General features: G+C 72.4%; 13 protein-coding genes, 3 pseudogenes and 2 riboswitches. Of the genes and pseudogenes, 6 read left to right on the top strand and 10 right to left on the bottom strand.

Annotated elements, in window-relative coordinates; genetic code table 11:
- Window positions 1-39 precede the first annotated feature (39 nt).
- The 4 genes from bluB to A6035_RS16630 all read right to left on the bottom strand — a co-directional run bounded on the left by bluB (window position 40) and on the right by A6035_RS16630 (window position 4,070).
- A complete protein-coding gene (gene bluB / locus A6035_RS16645; RefSeq protein WP_108848849.1) occupies window positions 40-690 on the bottom strand; it encodes a 5,6-dimethylbenzimidazole synthase in 651 nt (216 codons plus the stop codon).
- Window positions 687-2,237, bottom strand: coding sequence for a precorrin-2 C(20)-methyltransferase (locus A6035_RS16640; protein WP_425267509.1), 1,551 nt, complete (start codon window positions 2,235-2,237; stop codon window positions 687-689). The genes bluB and A6035_RS16640 overlap by 4 nt, the downstream gene beginning before the upstream one ends.
- A gap of 62 nt (window positions 2,238-2,299) precedes the next feature.
- Entirely contained in the window at window positions 2,300-2,965 is a 666-nt protein-coding gene (locus tag A6035_RS16635) for a precorrin-8X methylmutase (protein WP_108848847.1), read from the bottom strand.
- Window positions 2,966-3,019: 54 nt separating this feature from the next.
- Window positions 3,020-3,168: riboswitch (cobalamin riboswitch) on the bottom strand.
- Window positions 3,135-4,070, bottom strand: a complete 936-nt coding sequence (locus A6035_RS16630) for a nitrite reductase (RefSeq protein WP_108848846.1) — start codon at window positions 4,068-4,070, stop codon at window positions 3,135-3,137. (Overlaps the previous riboswitch by 34 nt.)
- 28 nt (window positions 4,071-4,098) lie before the next feature.
- On the opposite strand from A6035_RS16630, the pseudogene A6035_RS16625 reads away from it, so the two are divergent.
- The 3 pseudogenes from A6035_RS16625 to A6035_RS16615 all read left to right on the top strand — a co-directional run.
- A pseudogene (locus A6035_RS16625) lies at window positions 4,099-4,262 on the top strand (iron chelate uptake ABC transporter family permease subunit); the annotation flags it as partial.
- Between the two features lie 176 nt (window positions 4,263-4,438).
- Window positions 4,439-4,555, top strand: a pseudogene (locus tag A6035_RS19460) (ABC transporter ATP-binding protein); the annotation flags it as partial.
- Between the two features lie 12 nt (window positions 4,556-4,567).
- Window positions 4,568-4,803, top strand: a pseudogene (locus A6035_RS16615) (ABC transporter substrate-binding protein); the annotation flags it as partial.
- A gap of 102 nt (window positions 4,804-4,905) precedes the next feature.
- Here A6035_RS16615 and A6035_RS16610 read toward each other — a convergent pair.
- Both A6035_RS16610 and A6035_RS16605 read right to left on the bottom strand, forming a co-directional pair.
- A complete protein-coding gene (locus A6035_RS16610; protein ID WP_108848845.1) occupies window positions 4,906-6,372 on the bottom strand; it encodes a PepSY-associated TM helix domain-containing protein in 1,467 nt (488 codons plus the stop codon).
- Between the two features lie 490 nt (window positions 6,373-6,862).
- Window positions 6,863-7,492: a hypothetical protein gene (locus tag A6035_RS16605; RefSeq protein WP_167400747.1), complete on the bottom strand. Its 630-nt coding sequence runs from the start codon at window positions 7,490-7,492 to the stop codon at window positions 6,863-6,865.
- A 122-nt stretch (window positions 7,493-7,614) separates the two neighbouring features.
- Window positions 7,615-7,808, top strand: a riboswitch (cobalamin riboswitch).
- Between A6035_RS16605 and cobN the strand changes: the two genes are divergently transcribed.
- The 3 genes from cobN to cobA all read left to right on the top strand — a co-directional run bounded on the left by cobN (window position 7,800) and on the right by cobA (window position 13,193).
- Complete coding sequence (gene cobN, locus A6035_RS16600; RefSeq protein ID WP_425267508.1) at window positions 7,800-11,555, top strand: cobaltochelatase subunit CobN; 3,756 nt, start codon at window positions 7,800-7,802, stop codon at window positions 11,553-11,555. Its footprint overlaps the riboswitch before it by 9 nt.
- Window positions 11,545-12,375: a precorrin-6A synthase (deacetylating) gene (gene cobF, locus A6035_RS16595; protein ID WP_235026673.1), complete on the top strand. Its 831-nt coding sequence runs from the start codon at window positions 11,545-11,547 to the stop codon at window positions 12,373-12,375. The genes cobN and cobF overlap by 11 nt, the downstream gene beginning before the upstream one ends.
- Complete coding sequence (gene cobA, locus A6035_RS16590) at window positions 12,375-13,193, top strand: uroporphyrinogen-III C-methyltransferase (protein ID WP_235026674.1); 819 nt, start codon at window positions 12,375-12,377, stop codon at window positions 13,191-13,193. The genes cobF and cobA overlap by 1 nt, the downstream gene beginning before the upstream one ends.
- Window positions 13,194-13,724: 531 nt before the next feature.
- Here cobA and A6035_RS16585 read toward each other — a convergent pair.
- The 4 genes from A6035_RS16585 to A6035_RS16570 form a co-directional block, all read right to left on the bottom strand.
- On the bottom strand, window positions 13,725-14,156 hold the full coding sequence (locus A6035_RS16585; protein ID WP_108848843.1) for a hypothetical protein: 432 nt from the start codon (window positions 14,154-14,156) through the stop codon (window positions 13,725-13,727).
- A 156-nt stretch (window positions 14,157-14,312) separates the two neighbouring features.
- Complete coding sequence (locus A6035_RS16580; RefSeq protein WP_108848842.1) at window positions 14,313-15,086, bottom strand: (2Fe-2S)-binding protein; 774 nt, start codon at window positions 15,084-15,086, stop codon at window positions 14,313-14,315.
- Complete coding sequence (locus A6035_RS16575; protein WP_108848841.1) at window positions 15,079-15,861, bottom strand: ABC transporter ATP-binding protein; 783 nt, start codon at window positions 15,859-15,861, stop codon at window positions 15,079-15,081. Before A6035_RS16575 ends, A6035_RS16580 begins: the two co-directional genes overlap by 8 nt.
- Window positions 15,858-17,048, bottom strand: coding sequence for a FecCD family ABC transporter permease (locus tag A6035_RS16570; RefSeq protein ID WP_208635549.1), 1,191 nt, complete (start codon window positions 17,046-17,048; stop codon window positions 15,858-15,860). The genes A6035_RS16575 and A6035_RS16570 overlap by 4 nt, the downstream gene beginning before the upstream one ends.
- Window position 17,049 lies beyond the last annotated feature (1 nt).

Here is a 17,049-nt window from a genome sequence, read left to right as displayed (position 1 = left end):
AGGCTCCGGCCTCGATGGCGCCGCGGGCCGGCCCTCCTTTCAGACCCAGTCGACCGACAGTGGGGACCGCCGGTCCCAGCCCACGGTCTGCAGCAGCGGCTCCTCGAGATCGAGGGCTGGATGCCCGAGACACAGGTAAGCGAGGGGCCGGGCGCCGTCTGGTAGCGGCACACTGTCGGAGAGGTGGGCTGGGTCGACGAGACTGACCCAGCCCATGCCCAGCCCCTCGGTCGTCACGGCCAGCCGCAGCAGGGTGATCGCGGCGACCACACTGTGTTCGGTGGCAGCGGGAACGCCGGTGGTGCCCAGTATGGCGCCGGCGGGTGGGAAATGGCTGACCACCAACCCGACGGGCGCTTCAAGGATCCCCTCGAGGCGCAGGGAGTCGTAGAGACGGCGACGCTCGCCGTCGAAAAGTTCGGCCTCCGCGGCGCGAACTTCACGAAAGCCGGCGTGGACCACCTCCCGTACGGCGCGGTCCTGTACCACCGTGACATGCCACGGCTGACTCAGGCCCACGCTCGGCGCTACGTCGAAGACCTCGAGCAGCCTCTCGATGGTGTCGCGCGGAACCGGGGTGGGGTTGAAGTGGCGGTGGTCGCGACGAGTGGCGAGGATGCGCCAGAGCGAATCGCGGTCGGCGGGTCCGCCCCCGCTCTCGCCGGCGACACCCGGTGGCTCCGCCGTCATGACCGCACGAATCTCGGACTCCACACGCGGCCCGAATCGGCGACCCGGGTGCCTGAGGCGCCCACGATGAGCAGGCATTTCATGTCGACTGAGGCGCAGTCGAGGCCGGCCAGGGTGGTCACGGTGAGGGACTCCTCCGCCCGTCCGACGTCGCGGCCAACGATCACAGGTGTGGTAGGGCCGCGGTGGCGGAGCAGGATCTCGCGGGCGTCGGCGACCTGGTCGGTGCGTGATCGTGAGGCCGGGTTGTAGATCGCCAGCACCAGGTCGGCCTCAGCGATCGCCTCGAGGCGACGCTCGAGCACGGACCACGGCTTGAGACGGTCCGACAGGCTCACCACCGCGAAGTCGGCGCCGATCGGTGCGCCCGCACGCGCGGCCACCGCCTGTACGGCCGAGACGCCCGGCGACACGCGGATATCGATGCCGGCGAAGCGCGGATCCTCGGCAGCTTCGAACACCGCCGAGGCCATGCCGAACACCCCGGCGTCGCCGCCCGAGACCACGGCCACCCGTTCGTCTGCGCCGGCAAGCTCAAGGGCCATCGCCGCGCGGTCGACCTCGACGGTGTTGCCCGAGCAGTGGCGCCGTAGGCCTGGCCGTTGGGGGACCCTGGCGACGTAGGGGGCGTACCCCACCACGTGATCGACTTCGGACAAGATCCGCGAGGCTTCCGGGGTGAGCCAATCCTGCGGCCCCGGGCCCAGACCCACGACGTGCAGCACGCCGCGCGGCGCAGGGAACCGCTTGCCGGGGGAGCCAGGAGAGTCAGCCGAGTCGGTGGCATGCCCGGGGGACGGCCCGGCGGGCGCGGAGAGCTGCGCCGGTCGGCGGCCTGCGGGGTCGGCGTGCTGCGAGTCGCCGGGGACCACGATGAGTGAGAAGTACGGCACGGATGCCGGGTCGACCTCACTGACCGGGTGGTGAGCCTCCGCGTCGGTCGACGCGCGCTCGACGTACACCGCGCCGTCGAGCCGACCGGCCGCCTCGAGCGCCCGCCGCACGGCGGGAAAACTCCGGCCGAGCTTCATGATGATCGCGCCGTCGGTGTCGGCCAGGCGGCGGGCGAGTTCGGGTTCGGGCAGCGTGCCGGGCAGGACCGTGAGGACGTCGGTCTGCCGGACCAGGGGCGTGGCAGCCGCCGCCGTGGCGGCGGCGAATGCCGGGATACCGGGGACGATCTCGGTCGGGAAAAGCGGCGAGAGTCGATCGTGCATGTACATGAAGGACCCGTAGAACAGCGGGTCGCCCTCGGACAGAAGCACCACGTCTCGCCCGGCGGCCAGGTGCTGGGCCAGTCGCTGTGCGCTGCGTTCGTAGAAGTCCGCGATCGCGCCCGCATACCCGCCCGGGTGGTCGGTGACGCCCGTGGTCACGGGATACTCGAGCCGCTCCTCGACCGCGGAGCTGGGGATGAGCTCGGCGGCGATGCGGCGGGCGTTGGACTCCTTGCCGAGGCCGGCATGGAACGCAACCACGTCGGCGGCGCCGATGAGCCGGGCGGCCTTGAGTGTGAGCAGTTCGGGGTCACCGGGCCCCACGCCCACGCCGTATAGGCGGCCGGGGACGAGGGAGTCGGGTGCAGACGCCGCTCCGGGCCGGCTGCTGGTCACTCGGCCCCCTGCGCCAGGGCGTTGAGAGCGGAGGCGGTCATGGCCGACCCGCCGCGTCGGCCGTGGACGGTGATGAACGGCACGTCGATCCCGTGGTCCTCGGCGAACGAGGCGAGCGCCGCCTTGGACTCGGCCGCGCCGATGAAGCCGACCGGGCAGCCGACGATCGCCGCCGGGTGGGGAGCGCCGTCGAGCAGCATCTCCAGCAGGTGGAACAGGGCGGTGGGGGCGTTGCCGATCGCGACCACGGCGCCGTCGAGGCGGTCGCCCCACATGCTCAGCGCGGCGGCGGAGCGGGTGGTGCTCATCTGTGCGGCCAGGTCGCGGACGCCTGGCTCGGAAAGCGTGCACACTACGTCGTTGTCGCGGGGCAGGCGAGAGCGGGTGACGCCGGAGGCCACCATGTGGGCATCGCACAGGATCGGAGCGCCGGCGTTGATCGCCGCCCGCGCGGTGGACACGAGGCGCGGGTGAACCTGCAGGTCCTCCACGAGGTCGGTCTGCCCGGTGCCGTGCACCATCCGCACCGCGAGCCGCTCGGCGTCGGCGGGGACGCGTGACAGGTCCGTCTCGCGCCGGATGGTGGCGAAGGAGTCGAGGTAGATGGCGGGCCCGTCGTCGACGTAGTCGTAGCGACGGGGCGGCCTCAGGACAGCACTCATCAGGTCCTCCTCGGGGTTCTCGCCCCGGTGTGAGAAGTCGCAACGCCGCGGCGTGAGCGACGCTGATCCCCGGTGAGTATCTGGCTGGGACCATCGCGTGGACGGGCCTCACAGTGGCGGAACCGCCCCGGAGTTTCACCGGGTTCCTCGCCGTGGGACAGTCCGCAGCCTACGCGCGCACGGCCAGCACCCCGCGCCATGGGGTGACGATCAGCTCGGAGACCTCGCCGCCGGTGAGCCGGGCGATGAGGTCGCGGTCGAGGATCCCGTCCGGCGCCTCGACGTGCTCGAGCCGCCCCGCCGAGCCGTCGACCGGGCCGTAGGGCAGCGGCGGGGTCGGCTCGGGCAATCGCGGATCCGGGGCGGCGACCGACGCGAGCGCCGCGGACGGGTCGGCGGCCGTTGAGCCTTCCGCGCGCAGGTCGGCGGTCAGCTCCCGCACGTGCCACGGCGCCTCCGGGCCGGTGCCGCGAGCCTGCACGAATGCGCGGGCCAGCTCGACCAGCCGGGCGGCGGCGCCGGCCAGCGGCACCACCTCCGACCACCGATCGCCCACGCGCAGCTGCGCGGTCCCGGCGTCCAGGGCGACCAGGCCCAGGTCGCAGTAGCGCTCGATGAGGTCGCCGAGGCCGTCGTCCAGCACGAACAGGAACCGCCCCGGCAGCCCGCCCAGCGTCGGGTCGGCCAGCAGCCCGGCGTCCAGGGCGTCGGTCACCGGCCGCAAATCCGCCCGGCCACCGGCCCGCCCGCCGACCAGCTCGCCCAGCCCCGTGAGCGGCGAGACCATCACGTTCCGCACCAGCTCGTGTCCGGGGGCGGGCAGGAGGCCGGTCGCGGCGATCGCCGCGACCACCTCCCCCGGAAGCTGCCCGTCCGGACCGACCGGCAGGGCCCGGAGCTGGAGGTTCGCGCGCGACGTGAGGTGCACGTTGTCGTCGTCGCCATATCGCACGGCGACCCCGTGGAGCGCGGCCAGGGACGCCGGCGAGACGCGCCCGCCCGGGACGCGCAGGCGGACCAGTGCGCCGTCGGAGGCCGGCCACGGCCGCAACACTCCCGGGCACAGGTCGCCGCGGGTCCGGCGGGTGGGTTCGGAGATGCTCACGCCGGACAGTGTGGCACCAGCGCGGTGCGCCGCCGCGGCGGGCGCGCTCTTCCTGGTCTGGGTCGACGTGGCCTCCCGGGTCGTCGCCGCCCCCAGGAGATGCCGTTGAGCATCGTCACCGGTCTCATCGGTGCTCCGATCTTCCTGCTGCTCATGGGCCGCCGGGCCTATACCTTCGGGAACGCGTCATGACGTAGGCTGGCAGCGCTCACTTGACCGCCCACGACGTGTCCTGCGCGCGGGGGAAGCGGGTCATCGTGTCCGGCGTCGACCTCGACGTCCCGGTGACGGGATCGGTGACAGTGGACGGGGCGACGTGCCGGATGCGGTCCCGCGACCGCGCCCGGCTGATCGCGGTCCGGGGTGCACTGGACACCCTGCATTCCACGGTGGTGGCCGCGATCCACGACCTCGACCTGGTCCTGCGGCACTTCGATGCTACCGCTGTGGTCGATGACGGGCGGATCGTCGCCTACGGACCACCTGCCGGCGAGTAGACGGTCGAGGACAAGATCGCCGCTCTCAAGGCACACCCCGCCAGCCGCGACCTCAAGGCCGCGCGCGAGAACCGCATCGTCAACCTGCCCCATGGTATGTGGGTCTCCAGCCCCTCAACATCGATGCCGCCGAGACGATCCGCGCCGTCCTGGAAAAGCACGGGATCGCCCCGGAGACGAGTCTGACGCCGCGGCTGGCGGTGGCTGAGCTGGAGCTCGGGGGCAACGACTGGCTCTGGGCGGTGACATCGCCCGGAGACGAGGCACCCCGGCCCCGGGAATGCGCGGGGAGTGCCTCTGCCTGCCATTCCTCCTGGGACGGCAGGCAGGGGCGTGCCCTACGCCGTGGACCCGGTCGCGGCGTTCCGCTTCGCCGCGACGGTCCGCCAGGTCGACACCAGCAGGTCAAACCCCACGAAGACCGCGAGAGACGCGCCGAGCAGCGGGAGGAACATCCCGACGGCCACGGCGACGGCGGCGGCGATGAGATAGGCCGGCCAGTGGTGGCCGGTCAATCGGCCCAGGCCGGTGGGGAGGCCACCGCGGGTCGGTCGACGTTTCCACCACATCCGATACCCCAGGACCGCGACAGCGACGATCGCCAACGAGGTCGCGGCGAGGGCGATCTGCAGCGGCAGTCCGAACAGGACGCCCATGTGCAGGTAGATGCCCCAAGAGGACAGTTTCGAGTACAGGGACTGGTCCTCGAAGGCGAGCGTGTCGACGATCCGCCCGGTGGAGCCGTCAACGGCGACGGAGTCGGAGCTGAACGTCCAGGGGACCCACCGCTCGCTCACCGACCACGCGGTGTGCGGTGCAGACGGCGGGACCATCTGCACCGGACCATCGATACCGGACTGTCGCGCCGCGGCCAGGACGTCGGCCGCCTGGTCGACCGGGATCTGGAAGCTCAGGTCGGCCGTCCCGTGGCCGAAATGCTCGGAGTGTTCTTCCACGTCCGTCGCGTCGGCGACCAGAGAGGTCTGCAGCGGGTCGGAGCGCCAGCTCATCCTCTCGACGACCGAGTCCACATTAGCGCCCGCGAAGGTGGACCAGGTCAGGCCGGTCACCGCGATGCCCAGGATGGCGATCGTGAACCACGTACCGAGGGTGGCGTGCAGGCTCATGGTCTTCTGCCGGGAACCGGGGCGCGCGGGAAGACCTCCGAACAGGGTTCTGCCCGTCGACGACTTGCCGTGACGGGTAGATCGGACCTTGCGCCACCACAGGACCAGCCCGCTGAGCGCGAGGACGAGAAGCCAGGATGCGGCGAGTTCCGAGTAGAACTCGCCGGGCGAACCGAGGCGGAGATCCCTGTGCAGGCTGGAGATCCAGCTCCGCACCGGGAGCTCGCCCATCCCGGAATAACTGCTCAGGTCGCCTTGGACAGCCCCGGTGGCGGGGTCGACGAACACCGCGCGGTTGAGCCCGTCCGCCAGGGTGTCATCGGCGAACAGAATCCGGGTGGCGACGCCGGGCTCGACGGCCGGCCAGATCTGGACGACGTCCAGACCCGGGAACCGCGTCTGCGCGGAACCGATCTGCTGCTCCAGGGGAAGTGCGGTGGGCGATGGGGGCGCGGTGATCTGATCGCTGTAGACGATCCGCTCCAGCGTCGGGGACAGGGCGTACAGGGCACCGGACAGGGCGGCGACGATCAGGAACGGGGCGACGAACACGCCGGCGTAGAAGTGGACGCGGGTGAGGATCGCGCCGAGTTGCGCGGAGATCTTCCGCAAAGGCGGAGCAGGGTCGGAGACACCAGGGTCGCGGGTGTGGCGTTCCGTCGGGTGCGTGGCGGTCATGAGTGGATTAGCCCTTCGGGATCAGGCGGTCCGCGAGCGGGTGCATCCTGCCCGTGAGGCAGGACGCATCTCTCGTGCGGAGTGCTGCGTTCGCGGCCGCGGTAGGTCGGTGAGAGTGGGCGCCGCTCATCCCTGACGGCATTCGGCGCTGCGGGCTCGAATGGGACCGGCGGAGGAATCGGCGCCCGGGTGACGCAGCGGAGGTCGGACGACCACGCCACATGCTTGAGGAGACTCCGGGGTGCTTCTCGCGTGGGAGCACGAGGAAGCGCCGCCGCGGTGACGCCAGTGGGCCGGCACTGCTGCGCGTGGGGCAGGGAGACGGGGTCGCGAACGTGGTGGATCCACGGTGAGCATCTCCCGAGTGTTTCCGCGCACCGTTGAGCACATCGCGGGAACCGGCCAGCGGTGTGTTCCTCGCCAGCTCTCGTGGCGGCCGATCATCGGGATCGGGCCAACGTGGTCCGCGTTGGTAGGTGCGGGACTGTGACTATGCGGCCGCGGGCGGCGCTCTGGTCCCACCGCGGGAAACCAGGTAGCGCTTGAGCGGCGCGTCGGCGCCGCGCGGGGACAGGACGACGGCAACGACGGCGACGAGGTGCGCTGTCGATTTCGGCGGCATCGTCCGCGCGGACACCCAGGCCAGGGCGCCGGCGAGAACAGCGATGACCAGCAGTGCAGAGCCGATCGCGGCGGCGTGCGCGGCAAGCATCACGGGCGACATCAACGCAGCTGCGGAGGCCAGTGCATCGTGAGCGGCGGTGTCCATCGCGGCCCGGAGTGCCGCGGGATCGGTGGCGTGGTGGCCCGGCGGGTGCGAGACGGAAGCGTGGTGCGTGTGCCCGCCGGACATCGCGACGTGGACGGCGCCCTGCCCGATGGCCAGACCCAGAGCTGAGGTGAGCATCGGGAGCCGATATCGGGCTGCGGCGGCAGTGGCGGCGCCGATCCCGGCGCTGGTGACCCCTACGGTGAGCGCCTGGGCGAACGACACCGGGCCCATGTCCGTCGCGAGCCCGTGGGCGCTGATCCCGAAGATGCCACTGACCATCGCCACGATCGCGCCCACGATCGCGGTCATGACCGGGGGGAGCTCGGACGTCGTCCGGTCAGCTGGCACGCGCCGAGTCTAAATCACGGTCCTCACTCGCAGTGGCCGTCGGTACGCCAGCGGTGAGAGACCTCAGGGCGGAGTCGCCGGTGGCATCCGAGGGCGAGGGTCGGTCTAGGCGCGGCGGCGGATAGGCTCGCCCGTGCCGTGGTGCTCGGGAAGCCGGAGGAAAAGCCGGCGCGGCCCTCGCCACTGTAGTCGCGGAGCCACGCGACCCTCGTCCGTCCCTCGCGGGGCGGAGGCCACTGGATTCATCGGTCCGGGAAGGTCGGTCGCGCGGCGTTGACGCGAAAGCCAGGAGACCGGCCACGGCGACATGTTCCACGAGGGTTTGGAGAAGAACATGCGCCCCGACCGGCGTTCGGCGTCCCCTGACGACGCCCCGGCACGCTCCGACGTGCCCCACATCGCACTACTGTCCACCTCCGACACGGACCTGCTCTCCGCGCGCGAGTCCGGCGCGGCGTTCACGCTCGGCAATCCGTCGCGCCTGGACGTCGAGGCTGAGCTGCCCGTCCTGCTCGAGGGTGCCGACCTGGTGGTGGTGCGCATCCTCGGCTCGCGCCGCTCGTGGGACGACGGGTTCGCCGCCGTGCTGGGCGCGGGCGTGCCCGTGGTGGTGCTGGGCGGTGAGCAGACCCCCGACGCCGACCTCATGGAGCTCTCCACGGTCCCCATCGGCACCGCCGCCGAGGCGCACCGCTACCTCGCCGAGGGCGGGCCCACCAACCTCGCGCAGCTGCACGCCTTCCTGTCCGACACCGTGCTGCTCACCGGCGCCGGGTTCGAGCCGCCGGTCAGCGTGCCAGTGTGGGGGATGCCGGAGCGGCTCGGCGCGGCGAGCGTTGAGGGCCTGCCTCGGGTGGGCGTGCTCTACTACCGCGCCCACGAGGTGAGCGGGAACTCCGGGTTCGCCCACGCGCTGGCCGACGCGATCGACGCCGCCGGTGCGGTGGGCGTGCCGATCTTCGCCGGCTCGCTGCGCTCGGCGCCCGACGAGCTGTTCGACGCGCTCGGCACCCTGGACGCGCTGATCGTCACCGTCCTGGCGGCGGGCGGGACCACTCCTGGGGCCGCCAGCGCGGGCGGCGACGACGAGGCCTGGGACGTCGAGCGCATAGCCGCCCTCGATATCCCCGTGCTGCAGGGCCTGTGCCTGACCTGGAGCCGGGACGACTGGGCGGACTCCGACGACGGCGTCAACCCGCTGGACTCCGCCAACCAGATCGCGATCCCCGAGTTCGACGGGCGCATCATCACCGCGCCGTTCTCCTTCAAGGAGATCGACGCCGACGGTCTGCCTCGCTACGTCGCCGACCCCGAGCGGTGCGCGCGCGTGGCCGGGATCGCCGTGGCCCACGCGCGGCTGCGCCACGTCGCCCCCGCCGACCGCAAGGTCGCGCTCGTGCTCTCGGCGTACCCCACCAAGCACTCGCGCATCGGCAACGCCGTCGGCCTGGACACCCCGGTCTCGACCATCCGCCTGCTGCGCCGCATGCGCGACGAGGGCTACGACCTCGGCCCCGCCGACGGTCCCGTCGCGACATTCCTGGACCAGAAGACCCACGCCAGCGACACCGAGGCCGGCGACGCCCTCATCCACGCCCTCATCGACGCGGGCGGCCAGGACGAGGAGTGGCTCACGACCGCCCAGCTCACCGACGGCCACGTCCGCATCTCCACCGAGGACTACCTTCGCTGGACCGCCGACCTGCCGGCCACCCTGCGCGACGAGATGGTCGAGGCGTGGGGCGAGGCGCCGGGCACCCTGTTCGTCAACGACGCCGGCGAGATCGTCCTGGCCACCCTGCAGGCGGGCAACGTCGTGCTGCTCATCCAGCCGCCCCGCGGCTTCGGCGAGAACCCGGTGGCGATCTACCACGACCCCGAGCTCGCGCCGTCTCACCACTACCTGGCCGCCTACCGCTGGCTGGCCCACGGCTTCGGCGCCCACGCGCTGGTGCACATCGGCAAGCACGGCTCGCTGGAGTGGCTGCCGGGCAAGAACGCCGCGCTCTCGGCGGACTGCGCCACGGACGCGGCCATCGCAAACCTGCCGCTGATCTACCCGTTCCTCGTCAACGACCCCGGCGAGGGTGCGCAGGCCAAGCGCCGCGCGCACGCCACGATCGTCGACCACCTGGTCCCGCCCATGGCCCGCGCGGAGTCGTACGGGGACATCGCGCGGCTCGAGCAGCTGCTCGACGAGTACGGCAACATCGCCGCGATGGACCCGGCCAAGCTGCCGTCCATCCGCGCGCAGATCTGGACCCTCATGCAGGCCGCGCACATGCACGAGGACCTGGGCCTGGAGCAGCGCCCCGACGACGAGGAGTTCGACGACTTCCTCCTCCACGTGGACGGCTGGCTGTGCGAGATCAAGGACGTCCAGATCCGCGACGGCCTGCACGTCCTGGGACAGGCGCCCGCCGGCGAGGCCCGCGTCAACCTGGTGCTGGCCATCCTGCGCGCGTCCCAGGTGTGGGGCGGGGAGTCCGGTGCGGTGCCGGGCCTGCGCCGCGCGCTCGGCCTGTCCGAGGGCGCGCCGACCGAGGAGGTCGACCGGGTCGAGGCGCGGGCGCGCGAGCTGGTGGAGGCCATGGAGGCGCGCGACTGGGACGTGGCCGCGGTGCCCGAGGTCCTCGCCGCCGCGGGGCTGGGCCTCGGCGCGTCCGGTGACGCCGGGGAGCATGGCGACGGTCTCGGGGGCGAGGACGACGAGGTGGCGCAGGTGCTCGGCTTCGCCGCCCGTGAGGTCGTACCGAGGTTGGCCGGTACGGCCGACGAGCTGGACGCGGTCATGCACGCCCTGGACGGCGGGTTCATCCCGGCCGGCCCCTCGGGATCCCCGCTGCGGGGCCTGGTCAACGTGCTGCCCACGGGGCGGAACTTCTACACCGTGGACCCGCGCGCGATCCCGTCGCGCCTGGCGTGGGACACCGGCCAGGCCATGGCCGACTCGCTGCTCGAGCGGCATCTGGAGGAGACCGGCTCCTACCCGGCGTCGGTGGGGCTGTCGATCTGGGGCACCTCGGCCATGCGCACCTCGGGCGACGACATCGCCGAGGTGCTGGCCCTGCTGGGCGTGCGCCCCGAGTGGGACGAGGCCTCCCGCCGCGTCACCGGCCTCGAGGTGGTCCCGACCGAGGAGCTGGGCCGCCCCCGCGTGGACGTGACCGTGCGCATCTCGGGCTTCTTCCGCGACGCGTTCCCTCATGTCATCGCGATGCTCGACGACGCCGTGCGGATGGTCGCCGAGCTCGACGAGCCGGACGAGCTCAACTACGTCGCCGCCCACAGCCGCGCCGACCTGGCCGAGCACCACGATGAGCGTCGGGCCACCACCCGCATCTTCGGCTCGGCGCCCGGGTCGTACGGCGCGGGGATCCTGCAGACCATCGAGGCGGGCAACTGGCGCGACGACCGCGACCTGGCCGAGGTGTACACCCGGTGGGGCGGGTACGCCTACGGTCGCGACCTCGCCGGCGTGCCCGCGGCCGACGACATGCGGACGAACTACCGGCGCATCGCGGTGGCGGCGAAGAACATCGACACCCGCGAGCACGACATCGCCGACTCGGACGACTACTTCCAGTACCACGGCGGGATGATCGCCACCGTGCGCGCGCTCACCGGCGCGGAGCCGCGCGCGTACGTGGGCGACTCCACCACCCCGGACGCCATCCGCACCCGCACCCTGGCGGAGGAGACCCGCCGAGTGTTCCGGGCCCGGGTGGTCAACCCGCGCTGGATCGCGGCCATGCAGCGGCACGGCTACAAGGGCGCGTTCGAGCTGGCCGCCACGGTGGACTACCTGTTCGGGTTCGACGCCACCGCCGGCGTGGTCCAGGACTGGATGTACGACACCCTGTCCCGCGAATACGTGCTGGACGAGAAGACGCAGGACTTCCTGCGGACCTCCAATCCGTGGGCGCTGCGCGGCATGATCGAGCGGCTCTCCGAGGCCGCCGACCGCGGGATGTGGGCCGAGCCGAACGCCGAGGTCATGGATCAGATGCGGCAGGTCTACCTCGACGTGGAGGGCGATCTCGAGGACTCCCATGGCGACTGAGAGCGTCCCCGGCGCGGGCGGCGATCGGCCTCCGGCGCAGCCGTCCGGCGGAACGCGGCGGCGTGTGCGCGTGGTGGGCATCGGCTCCGGCGGCCTCGACCAGATCACGGTCGAGGCCGCCGAGGCCCTGCGCGCCAGCGCCTACGCCCTCGCCGCCGTGAAGGGCCCGGCCGACCCGCTGGTCGACCTCCGCGCGCGGTTGCTCGCCCGGCACGCTCCGGACGTCGAGTTGGTGGGCGTGCCCGATCCGGAGAGGGACCGCTCGTCGTCGTCGACCTCGACCCACGGTGACTACCGCGGCGTGGTCCTGGACTGGCACGAGGCGCGCTCGGTGGCCTGGGAGCGCGCGATCGCGGCGCGACCCGGCGACGTGGCGATCCCGGTGTGGGGCGACCCGGCGTTCTACGACTCCACGTTGCGGATTCTCGACCGGATCGCCGAGCGCGGCCGCCTGGACCTGGACGTGGAGGTCCTGCCGGGGATCTCGGCACTGCAGGTCCTGGCGGCGCGGCACCGGCTGGTGCTGCACGAGATCGGCGGCACCGTCATCGTCACGACCGGGCGGCGGCTGCGTGAGGCGGTGGCGGCCGGCGCGGACAACGTGGTGGTGATGCTCAACGCGGACCTGCCGCTCGACGAGTTCGCCGACTGGCGGATCTGGTGGGGCGGCAACCTCGGCGACGTGGGCGAGACGCTGGTGGAGGGCCGGGTCGGTGACGTGCTGGTCGAGCTGCGTGAGCGCCGCGAGCGGCTGCGCGCCGAGCACGGCTGGGTGATGGATGTGTATCTGCTGCGACGCGGAGAAGGGACGACGGCCTGATGGCGGCTGCGGAGAATGCGGCGGCCGGCGACGAGCGCGCCGACCGGGCTTCCGCCGAAGGGCAAAGCACCGGCCGGGTGGTGCTGGTCGGCGGCGGGCCGGGCGATCCGGGGCTGATGACCGTGGCCGGCCTCGAGGCCGTGCGCACCGCCGACGTGGTGGTGACCGATCGCCTGGGGCCGATGTCGATCCTCGACGAACTCGACCCCGGCATCGAGGTGATCGGTGTGGGCAAGGTGCCGTTCGGCCCCGCGACCCCGCAGGAGGAGATCAACCGGATGCTCGTCGAGCAGGCCCGACGCGGCCGCACGGTCGTGCGGCTCAAGGGCGGCGACAGCTTCCTGTTCGGTCGTGGCGCCGAGGAGCACCTCGCATGCACGGCCGCCGGGGTGCCCGTGACCGTGATTCCGGGCGTGACCTCGGCGCTGTCGGTGCCGGCGCTCGCCGGCGTCCCGGCCACGCATCGCGGGCTCTCGCAGGGCGTCTCGGTGATCTCCGGACACGTCGCGCCCCGCGACCCACAGTCGACCCTCGACTACGGTGCGCTCGCCAGGTCGGGGACGACGCTCGTGCTGCTCATGGCGGTGACGACTCTTCCCGCTATTACCGCCGAACTGCTAGCCGAGGGGATGGTCTCGGACACCCCGGCGGTGCTGATCGAGAACGGCTCCACCCCGGCGCAGCAGATCCTGCGCGGAACGCTCGCGAGCATCGCGCGGCAGGCGGCCGAGGCGGGGGTCGCGCCGCCCGCGATCACCGTGATCGGGGCGGTCGCCGGGCTGGCCGAGCAGCTGGTGCCCGGGCTGCCCTTCGCCTGACCCGGCCGGTCGCCTAGCCCGGCCGTTCGCCCGGGGTGGCCGGCGGCCGTAGCCGCACGGTGGGCTGGGCCCTTCCTCGGCGAGTGGTCGCACATGCTCGGGTCGCGAGAACGCGACCTGGGGAAACGTGAGCAGATGTGACCCCGCGATGAGACCGCGCGAGGGACGCAGCGCCGTGCGCTGCACTCACCCGGCTACGTCCGATCGCCTGGCCCGTCAGAATGGCCCGTTCGGGCGGGATGGGCCTCCACTCGCGCGGCGACATCGTCGGGGGGCACTCAGCGTCGATGACAAGGAGAGGGAGCCGACGGGCAAGTGGGAGACGGACTGTGTGAGTGACTATCGAGGAATCGGCCACTACCGTCGGACCTGAGCGCGGCACCGTGGGTGTCGGGCGAGTCGCGAGGCCAGGTGCACCCGGGGCAGACCGGGACCCTGGCCTTGCGCACGATCAGTAAGTCAGACTTCCCACCTGAGTAGGCCAGGCACCTGACTACGTTCGTTGATGAACTCTGCCAGCACGGGGTCGATTCATCCCGCGACGCTGAGTAGGTCGCCGTAGCGAGCCTGCACATCCTCCGACCACACCCAATGGTGGTGGCCGATCCGGTTCCGTAGCTCGCGCAGTCGTTTTACAGGGTCCTGAATGGTCGACTGGTCGCGCGTGGGTGCGTGGGGGAACGCGCCGGCGATATCGGGCCAGAGGAACATCTGGCGGCGGGAGACCATCTGGTGCCAGAACCCGAACAGCAGTTCGGAGATAATCTGGCCGGGGCTCAGCGGCTTGCGATTTCGCCTGACGCGGCCGATGCTCTCGGCGATGTCCTTGTACGGCTGGCGGTGCTTATCTACTCCGTTGCCGTCGCGACCCAGCTCTCGGAAGTCGTCGAATACCCAATGGCCCGAACATCCAAGCGCAAGATGACGTTCGGCCAAACGCGCATCGAGAGCATTGCGGAACACCCGTCCCTGTAGTCCTCCTCGGAGGGCCGATCACACGGCCGGGGTTCTGCTTGTGAACCGCTCCGGTTGCTGCTGCCGCGATTCCGTCCAGCCAGCTCGTCAGCGGACCGTCTCGGGAGGGGACGCTACCCGGGAGTTCCGGCCCCGTGGGGCGGGCTACATTCGCCGAAGCAGTTCCGCCCGACGGTCGTCCGGGGCGCGGCGCGGGCAACTCGCGCACTTGCCGCCGTCGGTGGCCACATAGATGAGGCAACACGAACTGCGGCGGACGAACCGTCGCGTCCGGGCGGGGCCCTCCACGTCGACGAAGCGGGCCGGCAGTAGAGGAGGGCGGCACACGGCGCGAGCAAGCGCGACGCCGCGGTCTGGGTCGCCGGTCGCTCGGCCCGCCTCGAGGGCCCGGTTGGCGATGGAATCCGTGGCGATCGCCCACAGTGCCCGCGGCGAGGCGCTGGAAACCTCCGCGAGGGCGTCGATCACCTCGCCGTGGGCCTCCCGCAGCGCGTCGGCGAAAGCCTCAACCGACGGCAGGAGGCGGTTCGACCGCGCCGCGTGGAGATAGCCGTTCGGCTGCAGCGAGACGGTGAGCCGACCAGGGCGGGGATCGGGTGCGCGGCCGCTCGCGAGCAGCATCGCCAGCGGCGCGATGACAAGCGTCGAGCTCGCCGAATACCACCACAGGGTCCCGTTCACTCGCGGATCGTCATGGTTCCAGCGCCGTCCGGTGTCCTCCACCCGCCGGGCCAGCCACCGCGGGTCCGTCAGCACCTCCCCGGGCAGGACCGGGGAGGCGTGCTCGATGGTGCCGGCGAAGTCCCCGAGGAGGCCCGTGGCGCCCGAGTATGCGGCTGCAACGGTCCCGGGGGAGCGGAGCTCGTCGTCGTCGCCGTCGTCACCCACCGGCACCTCACCCACTGGCTGGTCACCCATCGGCGAGCCCCGCCACGTCGAGCGTGCGGCGACCGTCCGGCCCCGCCCGCACCTGGCCGCGCACGCCGAACACCTCCCGCAGCACCGCGGCGTCCAGGACCTCCTCCGGCGCGCCCGTCGCGACGAGCCGCCCGCGGTGCAGGACCGCGACGGCATCGCAGTACTCGACGGCCATGCGCAGGTCGTGGAGCGTGAGCAGCACCGCGAGGCCGCCCGCCGCGAGCTCGCGCAGCAGCGCCAGGACCGACAGTTGCTGGTGGAGGTCGAGGTGGTTGGTGGGCTCGTCCAGCAGGAGGACGTCGGGCTGCTGGGCGAGGGTGCGCGCGATCGACACCCGCTGCCGCTCCCCGCCGGACAGTGCCAGCACGTCGCGGTCGGCCAGCCCGGTCAGCCCGACCCGCGCGAGAATGGTCTCGACGACCGCGGCGTCATCGGCGCCGAGCGGCTCGAACAGCCCGCGGGTGACCGTCCGGCCCAGACGCACCGACTCGCGGACCGTGATGCCGCCGAGCGAGACCGGCTCCTGCGTGCTGGCCCCCACCGCGCGGGCGAGCGCGCGGCGGCGCAGCGAGGCGATGTCCGCGCCGTCCACCGTCACCATCCCCGCCGCCACCGGCAGGGCCCGGTAACACGTGCGCAGCAGGGTGGTCTTGCCGCTGCCGTTCGGCCCGACCAGGGCCGTGACCAGGCCGGGAGTGACGGTCAGGTCGACGCCGTCGAGGATCTCCCGGCCGCCCAGGCGGGCGGAGACGTCGTGGGCGTGGAGGGTGGTCATATCGACGCCTTCCCGTAGCGGCGCCACAACATCGCCAGGAACACCGGCCCGCCCACGACGCCCGTGATGACGCCGACCGGCAGCTCGGCGCCCTCGCTCACCGCACGCGCGGCGATGTCGGCCAGGACCAGGGCGAGGGCGCCGAGCAGGGCCGCGGTGGGCAGTAGGCGCGCGGAGGTTCGGCCGGTGAGAAAGCCCGCCAGGTGGGGGATGAGCAGGCCGATGAAGCCGATGGTCCCCGACACCGCCACGGCGCCCGCGGTGAGCAGCGAGACCAGCAACAGCATGAGGATCCGGAACCGGGGCACGTGGACGCCCATCGCGGTGGCGCCGTCGTCGCCGGTGAGGAGCAGGTCCAGGTGGCGGCTGCACAGCATCACCACCGTGCCGGTGACGACGAGGATCGCGATCGGCGCCCAGACCATCGTCCATCCCGCGTCGCCGAATCCGCCGGCCAGCCACCGCATGACCGTGCCGAGTTGGTGGTCGTCGCCCAGCACGAGCAGCGTGAAGGTGTTGAGCGCGCCGAAGACCATCGTCATGGCCGCGCCGACCAGCACGATGGCGGTGGTGTCGTGGGCGCGGCGGGCCACCAGCACCACTCCGGCCAGCGGGAGCAACGCGCCGACGAACGCGGCCATCGGCAGGGTGAACACGCCCCACATCCCCGCGCCCACCCCGAGGACCGTGAGGGCGACGACGCCGAAGCCCGCGCCCGAGGAGACCCCGAGCAGGTACGGGTCCGCGAGCGGGTTACGGGTTACGGCCTGCGCGACGCCGCCCGCCACCGCCAGGGACGCGCCCACGGCCGCCGCCATCAGCGCGCGGGGCAGCCGCGACTCGAGGACGATCGCCTCGCGGGCGTCGGTCCACCACGGCTCGAACGCCCCGGGGGCGAAGCGGTGCGCGACGATCGCCCACACGTCCCCGATCGGGATGGACACCGAGCCCAGCGAGACGCCCGCCGCGATCGCGACCGCGAGTGCGGCCAGCAGCGGCAGGCAGATCAGCGCGAGGGGCCGGCGCCCGGTGGGCGCGGGGGAGGGGGCGTCGGTGGTGGTCGTGGTGGCTCCCGCGTCGGCGGTGTCAGTGGCGTCGGAGGGGGAGACGACGGCGAGGTCGGCCCCGGCCCGGGCCGGCGGGCGGCGGCCCCCGCGGCGATCGGGTTTCGCGGCTACCGACGTCATG

Source organism: Dietzia lutea (assembly GCF_003096075.1).
Lineage (GTDB): Bacteria > Actinomycetota > Actinomycetes > Mycobacteriales > Mycobacteriaceae > Dietzia > Dietzia lutea.
Note: the sequence above shows the minus strand (reverse complement) of the source record. Positions and strands in the feature narration are given on the sequence as shown.

Bases quoted from the DNA above. Each gene is read 5' to 3' on its own strand.
- A6035_RS16570 (WP_208635549.1), bottom strand. From the start codon at position 17,048: ATGACGTCGGTAGCCGCGAAACCCGATCGCCGCGGGGGCCGCCGCCCG.
- cobF (WP_235026673.1), top strand. From the start codon at position 11,545: ATGGCGACTGAGAGCGTCCCCGGCGCGGGCGGCGATCGGCCTCCGGCG.
- cobA (WP_235026674.1), top strand. From the start codon at position 12,375: ATGGCGGCTGCGGAGAATGCGGCGGCCGGCGACGAGCGCGCCGACCGG.
- A6035_RS16580 (WP_108848842.1), bottom strand. From the start codon at position 15,086: ATGGGTGACCAGCCAGTGGGTGAGGTGCCGGTGGGTGACGACGGCGAC.
- A6035_RS16610 (WP_108848845.1), bottom strand. From the start codon at position 6,372: ATGACCGCCACGCACCCGACGGAACGCCACACCCGCGACCCTGGTGTC.
- A6035_RS16635 (WP_108848847.1), bottom strand. From the start codon at position 2,965: ATGAGTGCTGTCCTGAGGCCGCCCCGTCGCTACGACTACGTCGACGAC.
- cobN (WP_425267508.1), top strand. From the start codon at position 7,800: ATGTTCCACGAGGGTTTGGAGAAGAACATGCGCCCCGACCGGCGTTCG.
- bluB (WP_108848849.1), bottom strand. From the start codon at position 690: ATGACGGCGGAGCCACCGGGTGTCGCCGGCGAGAGCGGGGGCGGACCC.
- A6035_RS16575 (WP_108848841.1), bottom strand. From the start codon at position 15,861: ATGACCACCCTCCACGCCCACGACGTCTCCGCCCGCCTGGGCGGCCGG.